At 39.1% G+C, this 19,477-nt stretch carries 4 protein-coding genes; 3 read left to right on the forward strand and 1 reads right to left on the reverse strand.

What is annotated here, in order from left to right:
- Positions 1 to 764: 764 nt before the first annotated feature.
- Positions 765 to 1,190, reverse strand: a complete 426-nt coding sequence (locus AC23L6_RS03055; protein WP_487560827.1) for a CBS domain-containing protein — start codon at positions 1,188 to 1,190, stop codon at positions 765 to 767.
- A 717-nt stretch (positions 1,191 to 1,907) separates the two neighbouring features.
- Here AC23L6_RS03055 and AC23L6_RS03060 point away from each other — a divergent pair.
- The 3 genes from AC23L6_RS03060 (at position 1,908) to AC23L6_RS03070 (ending at position 19,470) form a co-directional block, all read left to right on the forward strand.
- Complete coding sequence (locus tag AC23L6_RS03060) at positions 1,908 to 13,160, forward strand: T9SS sorting signal type C domain-containing protein (RefSeq protein ID WP_487560828.1); 11,253 nt, start codon at positions 1,908 to 1,910, stop codon at positions 13,158 to 13,160.
- A gap of 324 nt (positions 13,161 to 13,484) precedes the next feature.
- A complete protein-coding gene (locus AC23L6_RS03065; protein WP_487560829.1) occupies positions 13,485 to 18,797 on the forward strand; it encodes a glycine-rich domain-containing protein in 5,313 nt (1,770 codons plus the stop codon).
- 292 nt (positions 18,798 to 19,089) lie between these two features.
- Positions 19,090 to 19,470: a hypothetical protein gene (locus AC23L6_RS03070; protein ID WP_487560830.1), complete on the forward strand. Its 381-nt coding sequence runs from the start codon at positions 19,090 to 19,092 to the stop codon at positions 19,468 to 19,470.
- The last annotated feature ends 7 nt before the right edge of the window (positions 19,471 to 19,477 follow it).

The raw sequence follows: 19,477 nt of genomic DNA on the forward strand, positions 1-19,477 counted from the left end.
TATTTTTTTCTATGTGGTTTAGAGTTGTTTAAGGTTTAAAGTTTAGGGTTTATAGTTATGTGCTGAACACTTCTAACTTCTAATTTCTAATCTCGTACCTCTAACTTTATGAGATGCTTCTCGATACTTCCCCTTTATAAGCTAATCGCATATAAAGGTTCAACTCGAAGAGACGGGGAGAGAGAGGGTTTAAAGTTGTTTAAGGTTTAAAGTTTAAGGTAGTTTAAGGTTTGTTGTAATGAACTGACCACTGCTTACTTCTAATTTCTAACCTCGTACCTCTAACTTTATGAGATGCTTCTCGATACTTCCCCTTTATAAGCTAATCGCATATAAAGGTTCAACTCGAAGAGACGGGGAGAGAGAGGGTTTAAGGTTTAAAGTTGTTTATGGTTTATTGTTATGTACTTCTAACTTCTAACCTCGTACCTCTAACTTTATGAGATGCTTCCTTCGTCAGCATGACAAGTTTGTGGGAAAAGGATTTTGTTATTTTATTTAAACCATTAAGGCAGTAAGGAAATTAAGTTTATAATTCTTCATTAACCTTAACTATCTTACCGTTAAAAAATCCGTTTTATCTGTTGCATTCGTTTTATCTGTGTGCCAATGCTCACATCCCACTTCTAACCTCGTACCTCTAACTTTATCCTGAGCACTCTTTCTGTCAGATTGAAGCAAAAAAAGGAGGAATAGCAGTATTGCTATTCCTCCTTTTTTTAGTTTATTTTAATTAGTTAGGTTGGCAGAAAGCAAATTTGATGCTACTGCGAAATGTAAGTGTGTAAATAATCGATGGTTTCTTTTTGCATTTCGATGATGCCTTTTACAACGTCTCCAATAGAAATGATACCCAAAACGGTGTTGTTTTCGACCACAGGTAAGTGTCTTATTCTTTTGCTACTCATGAGCTCCATACAGTAATCGATGTTGTCTGATGGTTTGACTGTGATTAACTCGTCTTCCATAATTTCATGGACAAAGGTGTCTAATGAGGAACGTCCTTTTAGTACTACTTTTCGAGCATAGTCTCTTTCAGATAAAATCCCTTTTAGGGTTTCATTTTCAATGATAAGTAGGGCACCGATATTTTTTTCGCCCATTACTTTGATAGCTTCATACACGGTCAGTGTTGAAGGCACAGAGAAGATGTGCTTCTCTTTTTGGTTTAGAATTTGGTTTACTGTCATCGTTTTAGTTGTTTTGGTGAAAGCTAAAGTTACTCAAAATTTTTATACTACAGTAAATAATTTATTAACAATGGGAAGGTATCTGCGTCACAATCAGTAAATTATGAGGATTTGTATGCTGTAAGCCGTCGTTTTTATGTATTTACTTATCATAGTAAAAGAGGTTTTATAGGGTATATAATACATTTATTTCTTGAATAGGGATAACTACAATTGACTCTGATTTTTTGGGTCAAATTATGTCTTATCTTATTTGAAGTGATAGTTTCCACTAGCGATTAAAAAGAGGTATAATTTTTAATAGAATTCCCAACATTTTTTAAAAAAAGCGCTAACTTTGATAATTATTTATATCGCAATTATACGTCTTTAAATCATTAATTTATCAACAAGAAAACGTTGTAGTATATTAAAGCGGTTTATTTGTGGTGATTTATTCGTATAATTGTGAAGTTTAGATAGTTAGCGATTATTAATTTCAGCTAACGACTATAACGATTTAGTGGTTTTTGCTTGATTTTGATAAAGAATTAATAACAAAAAAGCGCTTTAGGTTCATAAAAATCATTAAAAGGGCTTTGTGAAGAAAAAAGAGCGATCTGGAAATAGTGTCCTTGTGGGTCATTCTCATGAGGTATTTTTCTATTTAAGCCCTATTGATAATACAACATACATTAAAAATATAAATACCGTTTTACAACATAAATTGTACCGCATATGGAAAATTTTACTTTAAAAAATAGTACAAAAATAATAGCAAAGAATTGTACTTTAGATTCATTTGCGACACTCGCACCAAAGAAAAATGATTTTTCTTTTGCTGCTGGTTGGAAGTTGTTCTTTTTCCTTTTGGTTATGGCGGTTTCTAATTCCTATGCTCAGAGTTATAGAGAATGGACTAGCACAGGTACAGATTGGAATACATCCAGTAACTGGAATCCTTCAGGGATTACCTATGGACAGTTAGAGTGGAAAGGAAATGGTAATGCTACCAGTAATAATAACGTGAGTAATCCCTACAGTAGTTGGAGGTTTTATTTCAGCGGTTCTAAGGCTTACACGCTTACGGGAAACAGGGTAGAGTTGTATGATAATGGTGGGGCGTTTAGTTGGATTCTTAGTGATGCTACTGCCAATCAAATTTTAAATTTGCCCATAGATTTTAATGATTCAGGGAGTCGTTATTCGTTTATAACCAACAGAAGTACAGGGACTTTGACATTTGGAAGCGGTTTTAATGTTGGGATTACTGGTTCCAATATTATAGCGTTACGAATAGCTGGAACCAATGCTGCTTTACCGGCAATCACTTTCAATGGAACTATTTCTGGTTCACGACCTATCGATATTGGTAAAGATGATTCAGGCACTGATCAAACCAATACTAGAGTGTTTTTTAACGGTAATAACAGTTCCTATTCGGGTGTAACAACACTATATGCTGGGACTTTGAGTATTCCTGCCAACTCAGCTTTGGGTTCAGGCTCGCTTACCATGGGTAATGGTTCAGTTACCAACACCTTAGCTGTTACAGATACTACTACTCGAACTCAGGGTATAGTTATCAATAACACTTCTTCTGCAGCAGTTATTGATGTTGCCTCAGGTAAGACTTTCACCATGAGTGGGGTGCTTTCTGGAGGTGCTACTAATACTACTAAGATTGGTAAATCTGGCTCAGGTACTTTGACACTTTCAGGAACTGCAACATATAATGGTCAGCTGCAAATAGGTGATGGAACTGTAATTGCTGACAACAACACGGCTATTAGTACCAATACTACCACTGCCAATAGAGGTGTGGATTTAGGGTTGAATGTAGGTGATGTTCCTCAAGCAAACAATGTGTCCCTATTAGCTAACAATGGATTTACAGTAGGGAATTCAATTTATGTAGCACCCAATACCAGCAGTGCAACTCGTACAATAGGTTTGAATGGTTCAGGTTCGGCTACTTTTGACAAAGAGATTTATTTGGATGGTAATCTAACGATTACAGGAGGGTCAGGAACAACAACCATTAGTGGAGCCATGATTAATACAGGTGGTGTAATAGCCAACACGGGAACAGTAGTTTTGAGTGCAGCTAACACGTATACAGGAACCACAACAGTAAATAGCGGTACCACATTACGATTAGGGGCATCTTCAAATACTAGTGCTTCAGGACCATTAGGAACACCTACGGCTGGAACCACAGTGAATTCAGGAGGTGTTTTAGATATGAATGGATTTTCATTATCAGCTACTGCTACAGAGGCATTGACTTTAAACGGTACAGGAATTTCAAGTGGAGGTGCTTTGGTGAATAATTCAGGTACTGCTTCCTCTTGGAGTACGAGTGGTTCAGTGGCTTTAGCCTCTGATTCGAGTATTGGTGGTAGTGGTAATTTGACTTTGCCTTGTGTTGTATCCGGGGCTTTCAATTTGAATAAGGTAGGTTCTGGAACTTTGTTTATGTCTGGTACTAATACTTTTGGAGGTGTTGGTAAAACTTTGACTATTGAAAATGGAACTGTGAGTTCTGGTGGGGGTAGCTTAGGGAGTACTTCAAATGCGATTGTATTGGGTGCAGCTAGTACTTCAGGAAACTATACTTATACTGGAGCTGGAGCTACTTTAGCTAACGTATATAGTACTGCTGCAGGAGGTGGTTCTATAACAAATGCTTCTACATCAGCTGCTTTGATTTTTTCAAGTAACGCTAGTTTGGCAGGAACATTGACGTTGAATTGTAGTAATACTACGGCACTTACTCTAAGTGGTATTTTGTCTGGAACGTCTGGAGTGACTGTGAATAGCGCTAGTTCTGGAGTTGCAACTCTAAGCGGTGCTAATACCTACACAGGAACAACTATTGTCAATGCTGGTACTTTAACTTTAGGGGCTACTAACGCATTGCCTATTACAGCTTCTGCGGGAGACATCCGTTTTACTGGTGGTTCACCAACTTTAAATTTAGGACAGTTTAACCTAGGTACATCAACAGCTACTGCTAATTCAGCTGGTCTTTTGGATTTTGATGTCAATACTACAGTTAATTTAGGTGCTGCCAATGGAAGTGCTTATTCTTATTACTTTAAAGATAGTAGTGCTCAGACATGGAGCGCTACCACAATTACTATAGGGAACTGGGTGGGAACAGCAGGAGCTACAGCAGGCACTGGTGTTGGAGCACGTAGAATTTTTATTGGGTCAGGTGCTACACTAACTGCCGCTCAATTGAATAAAATACAATTTACAGGATTTGCTGCTGGTGCTACTCAACTTGCTTCGGGTGAGATAGTGCCTAGAGGTTCGTCTTCTACGATTACAACTGGTACTGTTTCTGGATCTCCTTTTTGTGCAGGAGCTACAAGCGTTTCGGTTCCTTTTACGTATTCTGTAGCAGCAAATTTTCCAAGTGGAGGAAGTTGTGTGTTTAAGACACAACTTTCAGATGCTTCAGGGTCTTTTGCTTCGCCAACGGATTTACAAACCGTAGTTTCAGATGCTAGCGGTAGTCAAAGTATTTCGGTTACAATACCTTCAGGAACTTCAACAGGTTCTGGATATAGAATTAGAGTAGTGAGTAATTCACCAGCAGTTGACGGAACTGATAATGGAGCGAATTTGACTATTAGTGCTACACCAACAACAGCAACTAATACTTCTACACAAACTATATGTACAACAGGCACTGCTACCTTATCTGGAAACAGTCCAAGTGTTGGCACAGGGGCGTGGACAGTAGTTTCAGGTCCAAGTACTTCAAGTGCACAATTTGCAAATACAACGGTATTCAATACAGTATTCACACCAGCAGGAGGAGCAGGAAGTTATGTAGTTCGTTGGACTATTAGCAATTCCCCATGTTCCCCATCAACAGCTGACGCTACCATAACCGTAAATGCACCTCCAACAACAGCAACTAATACTTCTACACAAACGATATGTACAACAGGTACTGCTACCTTATCTGGAAACAGTCCAAGTGTTGGCACAGGGGCGTGGACGGTAGTTTCAGGTCCAAGTACTTCAAGTGCACAATTTGCAAATACAACGGTATTCAATACGGTATTCACACCAGCAGGAGGAGCAGGAAGTTATGTAGTTCGTTGGACTATTAGCAATTCCCCATGTTCCCCATCAACAGCTGATGCTACCATAACCGTAAATGCACCTCCAACAACAGCAACTAATACTTCTACACAAACGATATGTACAACAGGCACTGCTACCTTATCTGGAAACAGTCCAAGTGTTGGCACAGGGGCGTGGACAGTAGTTTCAGGTCCAAGTACTTCAAGTGCACAATTTGCAAATACAACGGTATTCAATACAGTATTCACACCAGCAGGAGGAGCAGGTAGTTATGTAGTTCGTTGGACTATTAGTAATTCCCCATGTTCCCCATCAACAGCTGATGCTACTATTACAGTAAATACTTCAGTAGGAGGAACGGCAACAGCAACTTCTTCTTCAGTATGTTTGGGTGACAGTACTACTATAACATTAACTGGAAATTCAGGTACAATACAATGGCAGCGCTCTGAGAATGGAGGTAGTAGTTGGACATCGATATCAGGAGCTACTTCTAGTACGTATACCACACCAAGTTTGAATGTGGCTACTTCTTATAGAGCTGTAGTAACAAATGGATCATGTGCTTCTGCCAATTCATCAACTGCAACAGTGAGCATTTCAGAAGCCAATCAGAGTAACGCAGGAAATGCTACCTATAATTCTGGTTGGAGCAATGCACAAAATGATTCTACTACAGGATTTGGAGCATGGACTTTAAGTGCCGCTGGAGGAGCAGGATTCTTTGTAGGAAGTTCAGATGTTAACAATGCAAATACTCGTTCATGGGGTATGTATTCTAATGGTACAGGCAATACAGCTAGTGCCACACGAACCGTTTCGATGGGTATTGGCAATAAGATTGCTTTTTCTATGGATAATGGGAATGTTACTTCAGGAAAAACCATCGGGTTTGGATTGCAAAATGCATCAGGTCAAAATTTGATGGAGTTGTACTTTACAGGTGGAGATACTAATTATACTCTAAGCGATAATGCAGGAACAACTGCTACATCAGTAGGATATACAACTGGTGGTTTAGATATTACCGTTAGTTATACTGCAGCTAATACTTACTCAGTTACTATTACAGGTAAAGGAGCAAGTACGGTAACTTATACTGGTAGAACTTTTTCGACTCAAGGAGGCGGACAGCTACCTGCTCAGATACGCTTTTTTAATGTAGGGGCTGGTTCAGGAAGTTCTTATGATTTATTTTTCAATAGCCTTTCTATTAATAACCCAGTGATTACAACTCAGCCTTCGGCTGGAACGCAATCGTTTTGTATTGGAGCTACTCCAACTAATCTTACTGTTGCAGCAAGTGGATCAGGTCTTTCTTACCAATGGTTTAGCAACACTACTGCATCGAATACAGGAGGGACTAATCTAGGTAGTGGAAACGGTGCACAAACAAATACATATACTCCGCAGAATTCTACAGCCAATACGCGTTATTATTATTGTGTTGTTACTGGTGGATGTAGTTCTACGGCTGTTACCAGCAATGTTTCGGGTGCAATTACGGTGAATCCGCTACCCACTCCTACATTTACTGCACAACCGGGAGCAACAGCTTGTGCTACTAATGATGTTACTTACACGACACAATCAGGACAATCTAATTATATTTGGACTGTTCCAGGAGTTTTGAATACGGATTATTCCATCACTTCAGGTGGTATAGGAACAGGAAGCAATACAGTAACCTTAAAATGGTTAACCACAGGAAGCAAAACAGTTACTATTAATTATACTACCAGTGGCTGTACAGCTGCAAGTGCTACATCTTCTACGGCAACAACAGTGTCGGCCGCTCCAACACCAACGTTTACGTCTCAACCAGGAGCATCAGCTTGTGCAAATACGGATGTTACTTATACAACACAATCGGGGCAATCTAATTATATTTGGACTGTTCCGGGCGTATTGAATACGGATTATTCCATCACCTCAGGAGGTACTGGAACAGGAAGTAATACGGTAACCTTGAAATGGTTGACCACAGGAAGCAAAACCGTTACGATTAATTATACTAGTGGTGGTTGTACCGCAGGTAGCGCTACATCATCGACAGCAACAACAGTAACAGCTTTACCTACACCAACTTTCACTGCTCAACCAGGAGCAACCGCTTGTGCTAATACGGATGTTACTTATACGACACAATCAGGACAATCCAATTATATTTGGACGGTTCCAGGAGTGTTGAATACGGATTATTCCATCACCTCAGGTGGCATAGGAACAGGAAGTAATACGGTAACCTTGAAATGGTTGACCACAGGGAGCAAAACCGTTACGATAAATTATACTACTAGTGGCTGTACTGCAGCAAGTGCTACCTCTTCGACAGCAACAACGGTTAGTGCTCAGCCAACAACAGCAACCAATGGATCAACGCAAACGATTTGCTCTACAGGCACAGCTACTTTGTCTGGAAATACACCTTCGGTGGGAACAGGAGCTTGGAGTGTGGTGAGTGGACCAAGTACTTCATCGGGGCAGTTTAGTAATACCGCGACTCCAGGAGCTATTTTTACACCAGCAGGAGGAAGTGGTTCGTATGTGGTGCGATGGACCATAACTAATGGAAGTTGTAGTTCTACTGCAAATGCTACAATAACGGTAACCTCTGGTTCCTTGGATGGCTTTAATTTACAATATTGGCCTGCTGCACCAGGGGCACAACAGGTGTGCAGCGGAAGTTCTTTTACTGTTTATGGTCAGGTTTATAAAGCAGGGTTAACTAATACGACCTCTGGAAGCGGAACAGGAATTGAAGCTCAATTTGGTTATAATACATCAGATACTAATCCAAGTGGATGGTCAACTTGGGCTGCTGCTACTTTTGGAAGTGATAAACCATCCAATGATGAGTATCAATACAATTTTACCCCACCAAGTACGGGAACGTATTATTTTACTTTTAGATATCGATTAAATGGATGTGCTTGGCAGTATGGAGGATATAAATCAGACGGATCGCTGGGTGCTTGGAATGGAACTACCTATGTTAACGGTTCAGCAAATGTGTCAGCTACCGCACCAAATGCAGCAGCAGGACCGGATATCAGTCAGTGTAACAATGGAACCTTTACTATGGCTGCCAATGCAGCTAGTCCTGGAACAGGGACATGGACAGTTGTTTCAGGAACGGCTTCTATCACAAGTGCAAATTCTGCTACAAGTACTATCACTGGTGTACCTCTTGGAACCTCTGCTACTTTGAGATGGACCATTACAAATTCGCCATGTAGTCCTACTCAAGACGATATTATAGTAACTAATTCATCTACCAATACTTGGATTGGAGGTACTAGTACGGATTGGAATACTCCAGCTAACTGGTGTGGTGGTGTACCAACATCAGCTTCTAATGTTGTTATACCATCTGGTACAACATTTAGCCCAAGTATCTATCAAACCGCTAATGCAGTGGCAAATAGCGTAAATATTAATAATGGAGCAACTCTATCCATGTCTAATGGTTATTCGTTATCTATAACCTCGGGAGGTTCTATTACAACAAATAGTTCAGGAACATTTACTGCTGGTGACGGAACAGTTAATTTCTTAGGAAGTGGAACTATAACAGGAACCATCGCTTTTTATAATGTTAATTTGAGTGGCTTAGTTGCTTTTAGTAATGCAGTTACGGTAAATAACAGATTGAGAATTGCTACAGGAGGTGCAGTAACTACTAATTCGCCAACGTATGGAAGTGGTAGTTTATTACAGTATTTTGTTGGCGCCTCTTATAATAGAAGTTTAGAATGGACTACTGCTACTAGCGGAGCAGGTTATCCAGTGAATGTTCAAATATCAACCAATAGTACCAATACTACTTTGAATATGTTGACTACTAGCGCTCAATGTTCAGGTAATTTGACCGTTGATTCTGGAAATACATTGAACACGACTTCTAGTACTTTGACGGTATTGGGTAATGTAACAATTAACGGAACTATGAGTTTGGCAGGCGATGTGTATACCAGAGGCAATTGGATTGTTGGTGCTAGTGGAACTCAAACTAACAATAGCAAAGCCGTATTCTTTACTGCTGCAACAGGTGACCAAACCGTAACTAAAACAGGAGGAGGAACGGTGCTCTTTGATTATCTAATAATTGATAAAGCTACAAGTGGTAATGTTGTGATTGAAAGCACAACAAATATTACCATAAACACTGCTACTGGACGTGTATTGCAATTGAAAAATGTTGGAGGATTAGATTTGAATGGAAGGTCGTTGACTCTAAATAATTCTGGAGGTTCTATTTATGTGAATGGAGCCAGAAGTATTATTTCTACTCCTTCATCACCTAACGGAACTATTGAAATCAATCAATATAAGTTTATTGAGAACAATAGTGGTACAGGGACTTTGAATTTGGGTCCTACAGTAACAGTCAATTTGAATGCAAACGGAAATCTTGATTTTGGTTTCTCAGGCGGAAGTGCTATCACAACAGTAAATGGTATTTTATCTATAAATAGTAATACCAGTTGTTTTGTAAATACAAATCCACCGATATACAGTACTACTTCAACATTGATATACAATAGTGGAGGAACTCGTAACAGGGATTTAGAGTGGAATGCTACTAGTGGAGCAGGTTATCCAAACGATGTTATTATACAGAATCAGACTACACTTGAGGTAGCTAACGGAAGTGATACCTACAGAAAAATAGCAGGTGATTTAACTATTTTGGGTGCGGCAAGTTCTGCTACAATAGGCTGTACTAACTGTAGTAAATTGCGTATTACTGATTTGTATACTGCAAGTCCAGCAGCAGTTTCTGGAACGACTGGTGTGGGTGTTGAAGTTGGTGGAGATATTTTTAACAAAGGAAGAATAGAATTAAAAGGTGATACTAACGCCCGATTGAAATGTACTAATTTCTATAATGGAGATACTTCAACAGAGGGTAAAAAATCAATTACTGTATTATCAGGAGATTTAAATGCGACTCCACCTTTTTATGGAAATTATGGAGGTGATTTAGAGGTTACCGCTGATTTCCAAGATGATGCTGTTTTTACAAGTAACCAAAGAGCTGTTTTCTTTACAGGTTCAGGGATACAAGATGTTCGTGGGTCTGCTGCTGGGGTACTTAATATCGATTATGTAGTGGTTGCTAAAAGTGGCAGTACCAATCCTGTTCTTTTGAATAAAGAACTTTTAATAGGAGGACCACAAGGAGGAAGTGCTGTTGTTTTTTATGCCGCAACAGATATTATTGATCTAAATGGTTTTAAACTGACCGTAGGTACTTCAGGAGTTTACTCTACTGTTACAGGTGATGGTAAGTTTAAAGGAGGAAACAACGATTCTGAATTATCCATTTTGGGTATTGGAGAAATAGGAACTTTAAATTTTGACACTACCACTCCGGGAGTAACCAATAATTTAAAAAACCTAACACTCAATAGAACTATATCATCTCCAACTTATCCAACAGCTGGATTTACTCTAGGTAGTGATGTTACTATTTCGAACATCGCAACTTTAACGGCAGGAACTATTAATCTAGGTTCAGCGAATATGACTATTGGAGCCTCTGCTTCTATAGCGGTTAGTTCACCAGATGCGACTAAGATGATTATAGCAAGTGGAACAGGAGAGTTGAGAAAAACGTTTACGGCAGCAGGATCATTTACCTATCCTATTGGGGATAATGTTGGCACTGCTGAGTACAGTCCAGCTACTTTGACTTTCTCGGGAACTCCCTCAGGTTACGCAGGTGTACGTGTACAAAATGCTAAACATCCTAACATCAATGTTGGAATCGCTGATTACATTACTCGTTACTGGCCTGTTACCACTACAATAAGTAGTCCTAACTGTTCAGCATCGTTTACCTATCTTGCCGCTGATGAGAATGGAACTCCATCGAATTATTTTGGAGGACGTTACTTATCACCAGATTGGTATTGTATGGATGATGTAGACGATACGAGTAGAATTATTTCAAAAACTGGTTTAAGTGCTTTTGGTGATTTTACGGTTTATAATCCACCAGTTATGACTTCAACGCTTACTTCTTCAGCTGCAACTATTTGTGCTAATACAAGTACTAATTTGCAAGTAGCAATAGGAGGAGGAGATAGTCCTTATACTGTTGGTCCATTTACTGTAGTTTATTATGACAGTGTATTGGCAACAAATGTTACTGTTAATAACTATACTAATGGTGCTAATATTCCAGTTTCGCCAACTGCTTCTACCACCTATACATTACAATCTGTTACAAGTTCTAAAGCGTGTTATTCTACTGCTAGTGATACCAAAACCGTAACTATAGGAGGTACTTCTACCTATGCCTCAGGTTCATGGACGCCAAGTGCGCCTTTAAGTACTTCCACAGCAATTATTGATGGAGGAACTTATAATGTAGCAGCAGACATAAACGCATGTAGTTTAGAGGTAAAAAATAATGCTGTTGTTACCATTCCGTCTACTTACAAGGTAACTTTGAGTGGTGCTCTGACTGTTGAGACGGGTAGTAGCTTTACTTTAGAAAACGATACTAATTTGGTACAAACAGGAGGAACAACAAATCCTAATACGGGAAGTATCCGAGTGAAACGCAACAGTTCGTCCTTGTATCTTTTAGATTATACCTTGTGGTCATCTTCAGTTGCCAATCAAAATTTATACGATTTTTCTCCTAATACTTTGGGAAATCGTTTTTACATTTATGATGAGCCTACAGACCAATACAACACTATATCCTCAGGAAATAATTTTACAATTGGACGAGGTTATTTAATTCGAGTGCCTAAAACATTTTCTTCAACAACACCATCTATTTTTACAGGGATTTTCACTGGCAAACCCAACAGTGGCGATATCACTTATGGTATGAGTAAATCCTTAAATGGATTTAATGCTGTAGGAAATCCGTATCCTTCACAAATCAATGTACATAATTTCATTGATGCTAATATTGCTAACATTCAAGGCACGCTTTATTTCTGGAGAAAAAGAAACAATCCATTGGCGACCAGCTATGCTACGTTAACCAAGTTGGCCTATGCCGCTAACAGTGCTGCAGGAGGCGATACCGGAAGTACCTATTTTAATACTTCTACCACACCTGCTGCCAATTGGGTTATCAATGTAGGACAAGGCTTTTTTGTTCAAGCCAAAAGCGCTTCGAATTTAGTTTTTACCAATGCTATGAGACGAGGAACCAATAATGGCAATCAGTTCTTTAGAACCAGTACCAAGTTAGTAGACGAACCCAATACTTTTAAACTGAATTTGACCAGTACCAATGGAGTGTTTAGTCAAATGGTTTTGGGCTATTCACCAGAGTACACCCTTGGGGTAGATGATGGAATCGACGGATTCAATATCAACAGCACAAATTATTTATGCAGTAGTATTGAAGGCGCTGCTTATGTAATTCAAGGACGTCCAGAGTTTTCATCTACCGATGTGGTTCCATTACAATACAAAATTGAGAATGCAGATCAATACAGTATTGCTATTGAACAATTGAGCGGTGTATTTGCAACCCAAGATGTATTCTTGAAAGACAAGTTGACCAATACGATTCACGACTTGAAATCGGGGCCATATGACTTTGGTTCTGAATCGGGTAATTTCAAGGAACGTTTTGAAGTGGTTTATGAAAATCCATTAGCGGTAAATCAAAACACCTTCAATGAAAACAATGTGGTGGTGTACAAGCAGAATCAAGAATTAGTCATCAATACGGGTAAAATACCAATGTCAAATGTCAAAGTATATGACATCAGAGGAAGACTTCTCATTAGCAAAGACCGCATTGATGCTACTCAACTCAGACTCTTTACAGGAACTACTCAAGAAGTACTCTTAGTTAAAATCACTTCCGATTCTTACGGAACAGTAACTAAAAAAGTAGTCAATTAAAATATCCCATTTTTATACCTAAAAAAGCCCTTTCACTGCTGAAAGGGCTTTTTTTATTGTTTTTAGATTTTTTGATGAAAAGTGAATTATCGACGAATCGTTTGGTTTGTATTTATCCTCTAGAAATTTTCTCATTTGTTAATATAGAATAACAATATAATATCTTATAATAAAGTAAAAACTTACAAAAATTCTTAAATAATGCATTTAATCGTTAAAATAACGCATTTAATCGATATTTTATTTTTTTATTTCAAAATATATTTCTACGTTTGGACTGTTAAAAAGTTATAAAAGAGATTTTATAAATAAAAAAGAATACCCATGAAACAGTTTTTAGACTATTTAAGAAGTAAGTATTTAGAGAAGGATTTTATACTCCTATTTTATATTTTGATTCTTTTTCTCTTACTCAGCGGGAAGGCGATGAGTCAGACCATAAGTTCTACCACTTATCCATTAGCTTCATCGAGCGGTGTAAGTTTAACTTCTTACACTAGTTCAGGAACACTTATTTCATCAGGTAATGACGATGCCAATTCAGCACTAACCAATATTGGTTTTGATTTTTGGTTTAATGGGGCACGCTATACTCAGTTTGGGGTAAATAGTAATGGGCATTTAAAATTAGGCTCGGTACTTACAAGTATTAATTACATTAATAATTTATCAGGAGGAACAGAAAATCCAAAAATAGCACCTTATTGGGATGATTTAACAACAGGTTCTGACGGATACGTAAAGTATGGGCTTTTAGGTTCTGCTCCTAACAGAAAGTTAGTTGTAGAATGGAAAACTAATGTTTATGTGAATAATGCTACGGTTACTGCGGCAGCCCCTATGATTTTTCAAGCGATACTTTCGGAGTCAACAGGGGTAATACAATTTATTTACGGAGGAACTATTGCTACAAATACTGGAGGTTATTCCATAGGCTTTAGCACATCATCAACGAATATGGTAAGTGTTTCTAGTGCCTCTGATTCTCCTACTTATGGTAGTGATCCTAATACCAATCAAACAACTTCTATAGTAGCTGGAGAATCTTATGTTTTTACACCACAACTTAGTAATGCACCCAGTAATTTATCATTTTTCAATGTTGGTTCAACTTCAATGAGCTTAAATTGGACAGACAATGCCTCTAACGAGCAAGGTTATGTGATTTATACATCAACAGATGCTGTTACTTATGTTTTTAATCAACAGGTAGCGGCAAATGCTACCAATGCAGATATAACTGGGCTTACAATGAACACTACCTACTATTTTAAAGTTTATGCTGTCTCAGAGGGAGCTTTGAGTTCTCCTCCTGTTACTGGTTCACAAACTACAGCTGTTCAAGTAGTGATTACATCTGGTAATAGTACATGGACAGCACCTGCCTGTGTAAGCTCGGTGACAATAGAAACCTGGGGTGCAGGAGGAGGAGGAGGAAGTAGTAATAATACCAATACCAATGGTGGTAGCGGTGGAGGTGGAGGTGCCTATGCTAAAGGAAGCCATACAGTAGTTCCCGGAAATTCATATTATTACATGGCAGGAACAAAAGGTTCAGGAGGACCTGCTAACAGTACTACAGCGCCAACAGCTGGAGGCAGTTCATGGTTTAATGCTATTGCTTCTACTAATTCTGCACCAACATCAAATGCAAATGGAACATTAGCTGTAGGTGGAGGACCGGGTGTGAATAATAGTATTACAACCCCTTCAAATGCAGGATTGGCTTCATCTTCTATAGGAAATGTAACTACAGCTTCAGGAAATGCAGGTCTTGGAGGTACCACAGCGGGTGGTCGTAATGGAGGAGCAGGTGCAAGTCCTGGAGGAGGAGCAGGAGGAGCAGGATCTACTTCTACTGATGGTTCCAACGGAACTACACCCGGTGGAGGTGGAGGTGGCGGTAATGATAAAAAAAATAATAAGGGAGGAGATGGAGCAATAGGTCAAATTATCATCACATATACCAATCTAATTCCAACTGCAGTTCCCGTAGTAACTTCGCCTATTTGTTCTGGTTCTACCTCAATAAGTGGAACTAGTTCGGAAGCCAATGGAACAATTATAGAATTGTTTAAATCAGGAGTTTCTCTTGGTACAACGACAGTAACCTCTGGAACATGGAATAAAACAGGTTTATTGGCATTAGACTCGGGTGACCTAATTACAGCAACAGCAACCGCTCCCTCTTGTAAAACGGTTAGTGTATCATCAACTCCGATAGCAGTATCAACTGCTCCAACAACAGCGACCAATACTTCTACACAAACGATATGTTCCACAGGAACAGCAACCTTATCAGGAAATGCGCCAACAGTAGGAACAGGTTCATGGAGTGTAGTGAGTGGCCCAAGTACGCTAGCAAGTCAATTCAGTAGTTTAACCAGCCCAACTGCGGTATTCACACCAGCAGGAGGCGCAGGAAGTTATGTAGTGCGATGGACGATTAGCAATTCACCTTGTACAGCATCAACGGCTAATGCGACAATTACCGTAACAGGAGCTCCAACAACAGCAACCAATACTTCTACACAAACGATATGTTCCACAGGAACAGCAACCTTATCAGGAAATGCGCCAACAGTAGGAACAGGTTCATGGAGTGTAGTGAGTGGCCCAAGTACGCTAGCAAGTCAATTCAGTAGTTTAACCAGCCCAACTGCGGTATTCACACCAGCAGGAGGCTCAGGAAGTTATGTAGTGCGATGGACGATTAGCAATTCACCTTGTACAGCATCAACGGCTAATGCGACAATTACCGTAACAGGAGCTCCAACAACAGCGACCAATACTTCTACACAAACGATATGCTCAACAGGAACAGCTACCTTATCAGGAAATGTGCCAACAGTAGGTACGGGTTCTTGGAGTGTGGTGAGTGGTCCAAGTACCTTATCAAGTCAATTCAGTAGTTTGACAAGCCCAACTGCGGTATTCACACCAGCAGGAGGCGCAGGAAGTTATGTAGTGCGATGGACAATTAGCAATTCACCTTGTACAGCATCAACGGCTAATGCGACAATTACCGTAACAGGCGCTCCAACAACAGCAACCAATACTTCTACACAAACGATATGTTCTACTTCAACAGCTACTTTATCAGGAAATGCACCTACAGTAGGTACGGGTTCTTGGAGTGTGGTGAGTGGTCCAAGTACCTTATCAAGTCAATTCAGTAGTTTGACAAGCCCAACTGCGGTATTCACACCAGCAGGAGGCTCAGGAAGTTATGTAGTGCGATGGACGATTAGCAATTCACCTTGTACAGCATCAACGGCTAATGCGACAATTACCGTAACAGGAGCTCCAACAACAGCGACCAATACTTCTACACAAACGATATGCTCAACAGGAACAGCTACCTTATCAGGAAATGTGCCAACAGTAGGTACGGGTTCTTGGAGTGTGGTGAGTGGTCCAAGTACCTTATCAAGTCAATTCAGTAGTTTGACAAGCCCAACTGCGGTATTCACACCAGCAGGAGGCGCAGGAAGTTATGTAGTGCGATGGACAATTAGCAATTCACCTTGTACAGCATCAACAGCCAATGCTACGATTACCGTAACAGGCGCTCCAACAACAGCGACCAATAGTTCCACACAAACGATATGCTCAACAGGAACAGCTACTTTATCAGGAAATGTGCCAACAGTAGGCACAGGATCTTGGAGTGTGGTGAGTGGTCCAAGTACCATATCAAGTCAGTTCAGTAGTTTAACCAGCCCAACTGCGGTATTCACACCAGCAGGAGGAGCAGGAAGTTATGTAGTGAGATGGACAGTAAGCAATTCACCATGTACTGCTTCAACGGCTAATGCTACTATAACTGTAGGAACAGGGACAGTAGGAGGAACCGTAAGTGGTGGATCAAGTATTTGTTCTGGTACTTCAAGTGGTTTATTGACTTTGTCAGGTCATACAGGTTCGGTAATTCGTTGGGAGAGTTCAGTAAGTCCGTTTAGCACTTGGACACCAATAGCCAATACTAGTACTACTTATACATCAGGAGTGTTGACTCAAACTACTCAATTTAGAGCTGTGATTCAAAGTGGCTCATGTGCAATAGTAAATTCAGCACCAACAACCGTTAGTCTTGGAGGAACAACAACTTGGAATGGAAGTTCATGGAGCAATGGTGTTCCGACATCGACTAGTTCGGCTGTTATTTCAGGTAATTACAGTGAAGCCGCAACAATCAATGCGTGTACATTGACTGTAAAGAATAATGCTATTGTTACTATTCAATCAGGTTTTAATGTTATTTTGAATAATGTATTGATTGTAGAAGATGGTAGTAGTTTTACTCTTGAAAACAATGCTAATTTAATTCAATCAAATGATGTTGTAAATTCTGGGAATATTATTGTAAAAAGAAACACTTCACCATTGATTCGTCAAGATTATGTGTTGTGGTCTTCACCAGTAGCTGCACAACAATTGTTGGCATTTTCACCTGCAACTTTGACCAATCGTTTTTATACTTATGATGCAGCAACAGACAAATATATAAACGTATCATTTCCATCTACAACTAATTTTGCATTGGGCACGGGCTATTTGATACGTGTACCTAATACACATCCTACCACTCCAACAATTTGGGGAGGAAAGTTTACAGGTGTGCCTAGTAACGGTACAGTTAATCTTACGGTTGCCAATGCTACCTATAATGCAATAGGTAATCCCTATCCTTCTACGATTGATGCAGATGCATTTATTGCGGCAAATGGTATAACAGAAGCGTTATATTTTTGGAGAAAGACCAATAATTCTAATAACTCATCCTATGCAACGTATACTACTGCAGGAGGTGTTTCTAATTCAGGAGGAGATACTTTAGGTTTGACTCCTAGTGGTGTCATTGCAGTTGGACAAGGTTTTATTGTAAAATCAACATCTACCAATCTATCTTTTACCAATGCAATGCGTGTCGCTAATTCCAACGCGCCTTTCTTGAGAGTAGCTGAGAATAGGAATCGAATTTGGTTGAATCTATCAAGTGCTTCAGGTGCTTTCTATCAAACCATGGTTGCCTATATGCCAAATGCAACCGCAGCTATTGATGCAACCATTGACGGACGTTTTCTAAAAGATACTCAAACTGCTTTGACCTCGCTAATTGATAATGAAGAATTTGCAATACAAGGTAGAGCATTACCATTTGATCAGAGTGATGTTGTTCGTCTTGGTTTTAAAGCTAAAGCAGCAGATACTTATACCATTACATTGAGCAATTTTGATGGACTGTTTACTAACGGACAAGCTGTATATTTGAAAGATAAACTGACTAACACGATTCAAGACTTGAAATTAGCACCTTATGTATTTGCTTCAGAAGCAGGTACTTTTAATGAACGTTTTGAAGTTGTTTATCAAAATTCATTAGCTACCCATCAAACTACTTTTTCAGAAAATACAATTGTAGTTTACAAGCAGAATGAAGAATTAGTGATTAACACTGGCACAATTAAGATGTCTAATGTTCAAATATTTGATGTAACGGGTCGAATCTTACTATCTAAACATGCTATTAATGATTCACAAATAAAAATATATACGGGTACTACAAAAGAAGTACTCTTGGTTAAAATCACTTCTGAAGCACATGGAAGTGTAATTAAAAAAATCATTAACTAAAAACTTCCCCAAATCTCTCCCCAAATCTTCCCCAAATCTTCCCCAAAAAAGCCCTTTCAGAAGTGAAAGGGCTTTTTTTATGCAAAACGGCTAAAGAACAGTATGTATTTTATCGAGGAAGTGCCTAAATACGGTCGTTAAACTGCATCTTTTTTAGCCCAAATGCTTCAAATTTGTCTTTTTTGTAGCTTCAACGAGTTTTGTAGTACTTCAACGAAAATAATTGTTACGGCTATACTGCTACCCTATCTTTGACATGTATTAGAAACACAATCACTAACACATACTAAAGATGAAAACAAATACTCAAAATAAAACAACTCAAAATTCTTTCTCAAGAATTGGATTTGTTGTATTGGTTTTGTTTTTATTATCAAGTGTTGGAATGGTAGGGCAAAATGTTCAACCAACTGTTGCAACTTCAACTACTACTTTTACAGTTGCTTCTTCAGATGAAGTTGTTGCTACTGCTCAAACAACTACTACAACAAACACTACAATGAATTTTGTTTCTTGGTTTATGGGAACGAAACAAACTCCTTCTAACAACCAATCAGGTGAGTTTTCAACTAACAGCAAAAAACAAATGATTCAATCTGGTATTGCTCCAAACCGTTTGTTAATCAAAGCTTTTTTGAAAAAAGCTACTAACTACAACAGTACTATAGCATAATTATTTT

The sequence above is a fragment of the Flavobacterium sp. R1_16 genome (genome assembly GCF_057652095.1).

What these genes read in the sequence shown, in the direction of transcription:
- AC23L6_RS03055 (WP_487560827.1), bottom strand. Translation starts at nt 1,190, where the DNA reads ATGACAGTAAACCAAATTCTAAACCAAAAAGAGAAGCACATCTTCTCT.
- AC23L6_RS03060 (WP_487560828.1), top strand. Translation starts at nt 1,908, where the DNA reads ATGGAAAATTTTACTTTAAAAAATAGTACAAAAATAATAGCAAAGAAT.
- AC23L6_RS03065 (WP_487560829.1), top strand. Translation starts at nt 13,485, where the DNA reads ATGAAACAGTTTTTAGACTATTTAAGAAGTAAGTATTTAGAGAAGGAT.
- AC23L6_RS03070 (WP_487560830.1), top strand. Translation starts at nt 19,090, where the DNA reads ATGAAAACAAATACTCAAAATAAAACAACTCAAAATTCTTTCTCAAGA.